This is a genomic window from Deltaproteobacteria bacterium (assembly GCA_030654105.1).
GTDB lineage: Bacteria > Desulfobacterota > SM23-61 > SM23-61 > SM23-61 > JAHJQK01.
The window spans coordinates 1-5,420 of sequence record JAURYC010000006.1; the positions used below are offsets into that span (position 1 = coordinate 1).

General features: G+C 54.1%; 6 protein-coding genes. 3 read left to right on the forward strand and 3 right to left on the reverse strand.

Features of this window, described 5'->3' with window-relative positions:
- Positions 1 to 193: 193 nt before the first annotated feature.
- A complete protein-coding gene (locus Q7V48_00210) occupies positions 194 to 955 on the reverse strand; it encodes an SDR family oxidoreductase (GenBank protein ID MDO9209167.1) in 762 nt (253 codons plus the stop codon).
- Between the two features lie 352 nt (positions 956 to 1,307).
- Here Q7V48_00210 and Q7V48_00215 point away from each other — a divergent pair, with 352 nt between their 5' ends.
- Both Q7V48_00215 and Q7V48_00220 read left to right on the forward strand, forming a co-directional pair.
- Positions 1,308 to 1,748, forward strand: coding sequence for a hypothetical protein (locus tag Q7V48_00215; GenBank protein ID MDO9209168.1), 441 nt, complete (start codon positions 1,308 to 1,310; stop codon positions 1,746 to 1,748).
- Positions 1,645 to 2,640, forward strand: coding sequence for a hypothetical protein (locus Q7V48_00220; GenBank protein ID MDO9209169.1), 996 nt, complete (start codon positions 1,645 to 1,647; stop codon positions 2,638 to 2,640). The genes Q7V48_00215 and Q7V48_00220 overlap by 104 nt, the downstream gene beginning before the upstream one ends.
- 80 nt (positions 2,641 to 2,720) lie before the next feature.
- On the opposite strand, the gene Q7V48_00225 is transcribed toward Q7V48_00220, so the two are convergent.
- Both Q7V48_00225 and Q7V48_00230 read right to left on the reverse strand, forming a co-directional pair.
- Positions 2,721 to 3,134: a hypothetical protein gene (locus Q7V48_00225; GenBank protein ID MDO9209170.1), complete on the reverse strand. Its 414-nt coding sequence runs from the start codon at positions 3,132 to 3,134 to the stop codon at positions 2,721 to 2,723.
- 95 nt (positions 3,135 to 3,229) lie between these two features.
- Positions 3,230 to 4,009 (reverse strand): acyl-CoA dehydratase activase, encoded by a 780-nt coding sequence (locus Q7V48_00230; GenBank protein ID MDO9209171.1) that lies wholly within the window; start codon positions 4,007 to 4,009, stop codon positions 3,230 to 3,232.
- Positions 4,010 to 4,202: 193 nt separating this feature from the next.
- Between Q7V48_00230 and Q7V48_00235 the strand changes: the two genes are divergently transcribed.
- Positions 4,203 to 5,348, forward strand: a complete 1,146-nt coding sequence (locus Q7V48_00235; GenBank protein ID MDO9209172.1) for an acyl-CoA dehydrogenase family protein — start codon at positions 4,203 to 4,205, stop codon at positions 5,346 to 5,348.
- The last annotated feature ends 72 nt before the right edge of the window (positions 5,349 to 5,420 follow it).

Sequence of the window (5,420 nt, forward strand, 5' to 3'; positions counted from 1 at the left end):
ATTTTTTTATTTCTAACAATTTTCCCGTTAATGAAGGGAAGGAACAGGAAGGTGAATTTAAGGGGCTCCTCGCTCTCCAGCACGCAGTTCACCGCCTTCGGCGGGGAATGCTCCTGCAGGAACTTCCACCCCTGCTCGCGCAGCAGCTTCAGATCGTCGGAAAAATCGAATTTCATCGTATCTTGGGTGCAGGTCAGAACTGCACGCGTTGGGTCATGCCGCCGTCGCAAATCAGGTTGGTGCCGGAGATGAAGCTGGCCCGGGGGCTGGCCAGGAACACCACCGCGCTGGCCACCTCTTCCGGTGTGGCCATGCGGCCCGTGGGATTGCGATCCAGCGCTTGGCGGTAGCGGTCGGAATTTTTCCGCTCCATCACGTCCCACACCCCACCCTTGAAGTAGACGCTACCGGGCGAGACCACATTAGCGCGCACGTTCTTGGGCGCGAGGTTCCGCGCCAGCGACTTGATGTAGGGCAGGATTGCCGCCTTCACGCCGCTGTAGGCGCGCCGCGGACCCACCACCTCGACCGCGGCCGTTGATCCAACCACGACGATGGCGCCGGCCCCCGACTTCTCAAGAAACGGCACCGCCGCCTCGCAGCCGCGCAAGGTGCCGAGCACGTCGATCTCGAAGCCCTTCTTCCACGAGGCCTCGTCGTTGCCGGCGCCCATCGCGCTCACGTTGGAGATGAAGATGTTGAGACCGCCGAGCGCCTCGGCAGTCGAATTGACGAAACTGGTGAGCTGGGCGCCCTCGGCCACATCCACCGCTGACCCGAAGGCCTTAACGCCCTTCGCCTTGAAGGCGGCGACCACCTCCTCGATTTGGCCGGCGGTGCGCGCGCAGATGCCGATGTCGCAGCCTTCCTCGACCAGGAGGTTGGCGATTGCGCGTCCGATGCCGCGTGTGCCGCCGGTGACGATGGCCTTCTTACCCTTCAGTCCGAGATCCATGGTGTCTTCCCCCGATACGTGATTGCGGATGCGTAATATGCTTCAGGGGCCCTCCCAATTGGAAGGGCCCCTCTTTGTATTTGCTTTGATAAGAACTCGCTTTTGGGTGAAATGAGTATATGAAAATGCTGTTAGTGTGTCAAGAAAATGGTGCTGTTGAAATTATGAGGCAGGCGAATTATATCCGGTCAGCGGGGCAGGGATTTCCGCTGCCACGCCAAACGATCTTATCCTGGCGGTCAAGGCGGAAAGCGAACAATCCCTCACCACCGTGCTTGGGAAAATTGATCAATGGCTAAGCCCGGACGCCGACCGTGCGGGGAAATCTACCATCCGCACACTTGATGAGGCCATGGCTCGCCAACCTCATTCCAACCTCGCGGTTATTTCCGTTCCGGGTGCGTATGCCGCCCGAGAAGCTCAGAAAGCCTTGGAATGCGGCTTGAATGTATTCCTGTTCAGCGACAACTCCCAGTTCCAAGCGCTCCTCTCCAAAGAACGAGCCCCAATGAAACCCGAACAAAAGTACCTTCGCGGAATTTTTGCCGGCGGCACTTTTTGCTATCAGGCCCAGCAAGTCCTGCAAGAAGCAGGCTTGGTCGTATACTCCAATGCCCCTTTAGAAGGAAACCCCAAGTTGCCTAATCCCCTACGGAGTCAGGAACACACCTTGGTGGACATGGGGGCAGATGGGGTACATTCTCCAACAAACTCTCATGAACGAGCTCAAATCTTACAACCTGAACTTCAACGTGGTAACCATGATCACCCAGGTCCTGGTGGACCGGCATGATCCGGATTTTCAGCATCCGAGCAAGCCCGTGGGCCCTTTCTACGACCCGGCCACCAAAGAAAAGCTTGAGTCGGAAAAAGGCTGGCGGATGAAGAAGGTTCTACCCGGAGGAGATACCCCTTTCCGCCGGGTCGTTCCCTCTCCTGATCCCATCCGGATCCTGGAAGTTCATGCCCTGAAAAAGGTGGTTGAAGCAGGAATGATCGTCATCGCCTCGGGTGGGGGAGGGGTTCCAGTCATTCTGAACGAAAAGGGAGAATTCGAGGGGTTCGAAGGGGCCGTGGACAAGGACCTGGCTGGCGAAAAGCTCGCCGAAGCTGTGGCCGCAGACTACTTCATGGTCCTTACCGACGTTCCCAAAGTGAAACTCGGATTCGGCACCCCGGAGGAGCGGGAAATAGATCGTTTAAATGTTGAGGAGGCCAGGAAATACCTGAATAGCCGCACCATCCGGTCGCTCACCTATGTCGTGGCCAAATACTCGGGGATCAAAATCTACTTCGTTTCTCCCCGGGTCCTGAAGATGAAAGATGATATGAAGGATTACTTGCGGGAACACCAGGTCCCTTGCAGCGAGACCCTGGACAGCGCGGTAGATTGGAGGGAGATCGCCTCGAAAGCGGATATTCTGTATATCACCCAGATCCCCCGGGAGCAATTCGGCGACCAGGTCGATGACTATGAGCGGTCGAAGGAAATCTTTCGGGTGAACCCGGACATTCTGAAGGCCTTGAGAAAGGATACCTACATCATGCACCCCTTTCCCCGCGACCATGAACTCCCGATGGAAATAGACCAAGATCCCCGGGCTGTATACTTTGACCTGATAAAATACGGACAATTCCTGCGCATGGGGCTGTTATGCCATGTGCTCAGAGTACCTGTCGGTTAATGGAACCATGCCCGGATCCGGTACCCAACCTTTAACGAATTTGGAGAGGATCCAAAAAGGATTTTTTTTAGGCTTGAAAATCAAGGGACGACGATCACCACCTTGGCGTGATCCAAGAAATTGAGATGCTTGGTCAATTCACGAATCTTTCGGGCATCGCCATTGGAGACGATCAAGTCTTTACTGTTGGGCCCGGTGACCTTGATAGCTTTGGCTACATAAGGATTGCCAGCAACCCGGGAATTCGCCTTGCCTTCAGCTAAACTTTTGGCATAACCGACGACACCATGTTTCTCCACCCATTCTTTATCCAGATACGCAGAACCGTATACTTCCCGCCCATCCTCGTCCAGAATTTTCGGCGACGCCGAAGGGGTGAAGGATAAATTCCTGGCATCGACGATCAACCCGGTATAGACCCCCTGCGACAAGGCCAGGCCAATCATTAAAAAGGTCATCCCCATGAAGGATAATGCCCCAATGGCTTTTTTCATTACCTCTTCTCCTTTCTGAATGGAATCGTATACATTAACCACTCCTGAAGGTAGCTAAGCCCAGAAAAAACCCAAGAACGCTCCAGCGGTTCCTTTCACGATCGGATGGGAAGTCCTCTGGCCAGCAAGGCGGCGCCCAGAGCACCGATGATCTGGGGTTCAGGGGGCACGAAAACCTTTACCCCCAGCCTTTCTTCCAAAGCCAGGACCACCCCTTCGTTTTTAGCCACACCACCCGTGAGGGTAACCTTTTCTTCCACTCCGACGCGGCGGACCATTCCCAGAATACGGTCCGCGATGGCATCATGCAGGCCACGGATGATCACTTCTTGGGGTTGATTTTCGGCAATCAAAGAAACAACCTCCGATTCAGCAAAGACGGTGCACATGCTGGAGATCTTGATCGTGCGCTGGGCGCTGCGCGAAAGTCTTCCCAAATCTTCCAGTTTGACCTCCAGGGCACGGGCCATGACTTCTAAAAAACGTCCTGTTCCGGCAGCACACTTGTCGTTCATCTGAAAGTCCACGTTGCGCCCCTGTTTATCCAGGCGAATGACTTTACTGTCCTGGCCCCCGATGTCTATCACCGTGCGCGTCTCCGGGTAAACAAAGAATGCTCCCCGGGCATGGCAAGTGATTTCCGTGATCATCTTCGTCGCCGAAGGGAAAGAGGCTCTTCCGTACCCGGTGGTAACGATTGCCGCGAGGTCTTCTTGCCGGAGGCTTGCCTGCTTTAAAGCCGCAGCCAGTGAACGTTCCGCGGCCGTCCGGCTGTTGGCGCCGGTAGGCACAATGGATGAACTGAGCATTTGGTTGTCTTGTAGAATTACGGTTTCCGCCGTGATCGAACCGATGTCCATCCCCGCAACAATCATAAAAGGTGGCCCTTGAGATAAAATTTTTAATCAAGTATATTACCCCCCAGTAAAAAAGACAAGTGAGGAGTGAGGAGTGAAGAGTAAGAAGTAAGGAGAAAGAAGCCAGAAGTTAGAATTCAGAAGAAAAGGTTAATAGCTGAAAGCTGACAGCTGGATGTTGAAGGCTGATCGCTTTGAAAAGGAGTTGGCCATGGATTTCCGTCTTACCGAAGAACAAAAGATGGTTCAGGAGATGGCCAGGGATTTTGCCGCCAAAGAGCTCAAGCCCCGGGCCCCAGAAATCGACACCACCGGAAAATACCCACTGCCTGTCCTCAAAGCAATGGCGGATTTGGGGTTGATGGGCATGAATATTCCGGTAGAATATGGAGGATCTCAGGCCGGGGTGGTAAGTTACAGCCTGGCTATGACGGAAATAGGAAAAGCCTGTGCCTCCACCGCCGTGACCATGTCTGTGACCAATATGGTGGCGGAAGTACTCCATACCTTCGGGAATGAAGAAATCCGTTCTGTTCATATTCCCAAAATTTGCCGCGGGGAATACTCCTGTGGGGCCTTCGCCCTGACGGAATCCACGGCAGGCTCAGACCCGGCATCCATGAAATCCACCGCCAAGCTGGAGGGAGACCATTATGTTCTGAACGGGTCCAAGACATTCATCACCAGCGCCGAATACGCCGGGGTTTTCGTGGTATGGGCCAAGAAAGATAAGGATGCGGGGGCCAAGGGCATTAGTGCTTTTGTCGTGGGAAAAGGACATCCTGGATTTATCGTCGGCCGCCATGAGGAGAAAATGGGTCAGCGCGGGTCTCCCGTCAATGAGATTTTCATGGAAGACTGTTGCCTGCCCCGGAGCAACCTTTTGAGTCAAGAAGGGGATGGATTCAAGATCTCTATGATGGCCCTGGACGGAGGGCGGATCGGCATCGGATCTATGGCCGTGGGCATCGGGCTGGCCGCCATTGAATACGCGACGGAGTACGCCCAAAACCGCATCCAGTTCGGCCAGCCCATCTCTTCCTTCCAGGCCATCCAATGGATGATCGCCGACAGTTTTACCGAGTTGGAAGCAGCCCGGTTGTTGGTTTTACGGGCGGCTTTTTTGAAGGAGAAAGGGAAGCGTTTTACCCGGGAAGCCTCTATGGGAAAGCTTTTCGCTACGGAAACAGCCAATCGCGTCTGTTACAAAGCCCTGCAGATGCTCGGGGGATACGGCTACATGAAAGAGTATCCCTTGGAACGTTATTCCCGTGATTGCCGGGTAACGACAATTTATGAAGGGACTTCCGAAATTCAGCGTTTGGTCATTGCCCGGGAAATCTTAGGATTAAAATAAAGAAAGGGTTCAAGGATTCGAGGGGTCAAGGGTTCCATCTTTTTATTTTTTCACTTGTACCCTGGATCCCTT

Bases quoted from the DNA above. Each gene is read 5' to 3' on its own strand.
- Q7V48_00225 (MDO9209170.1), bottom strand. From the start codon at position 3,134: ATGAAAAAAGCCATTGGGGCATTATCCTTCATGGGGATGACCTTTTTA.
- Q7V48_00230 (MDO9209171.1), bottom strand. From the start codon at position 4,009: ATGATTGTTGCGGGGATGGACATCGGTTCGATCACGGCGGAAACCGTA.
- Q7V48_00220 (MDO9209169.1), top strand. From the start codon at position 1,645: ATGGGGTACATTCTCCAACAAACTCTCATGAACGAGCTCAAATCTTAC.
- Q7V48_00210 (MDO9209167.1), bottom strand. From the start codon at position 955: ATGGATCTCGGACTGAAGGGTAAGAAGGCCATCGTCACCGGCGGCACA.
- Q7V48_00215 (MDO9209168.1), top strand. From the start codon at position 1,308: ATGGCTCGCCAACCTCATTCCAACCTCGCGGTTATTTCCGTTCCGGGT.
- Q7V48_00235 (MDO9209172.1), top strand. From the start codon at position 4,203: ATGGATTTCCGTCTTACCGAAGAACAAAAGATGGTTCAGGAGATGGCC.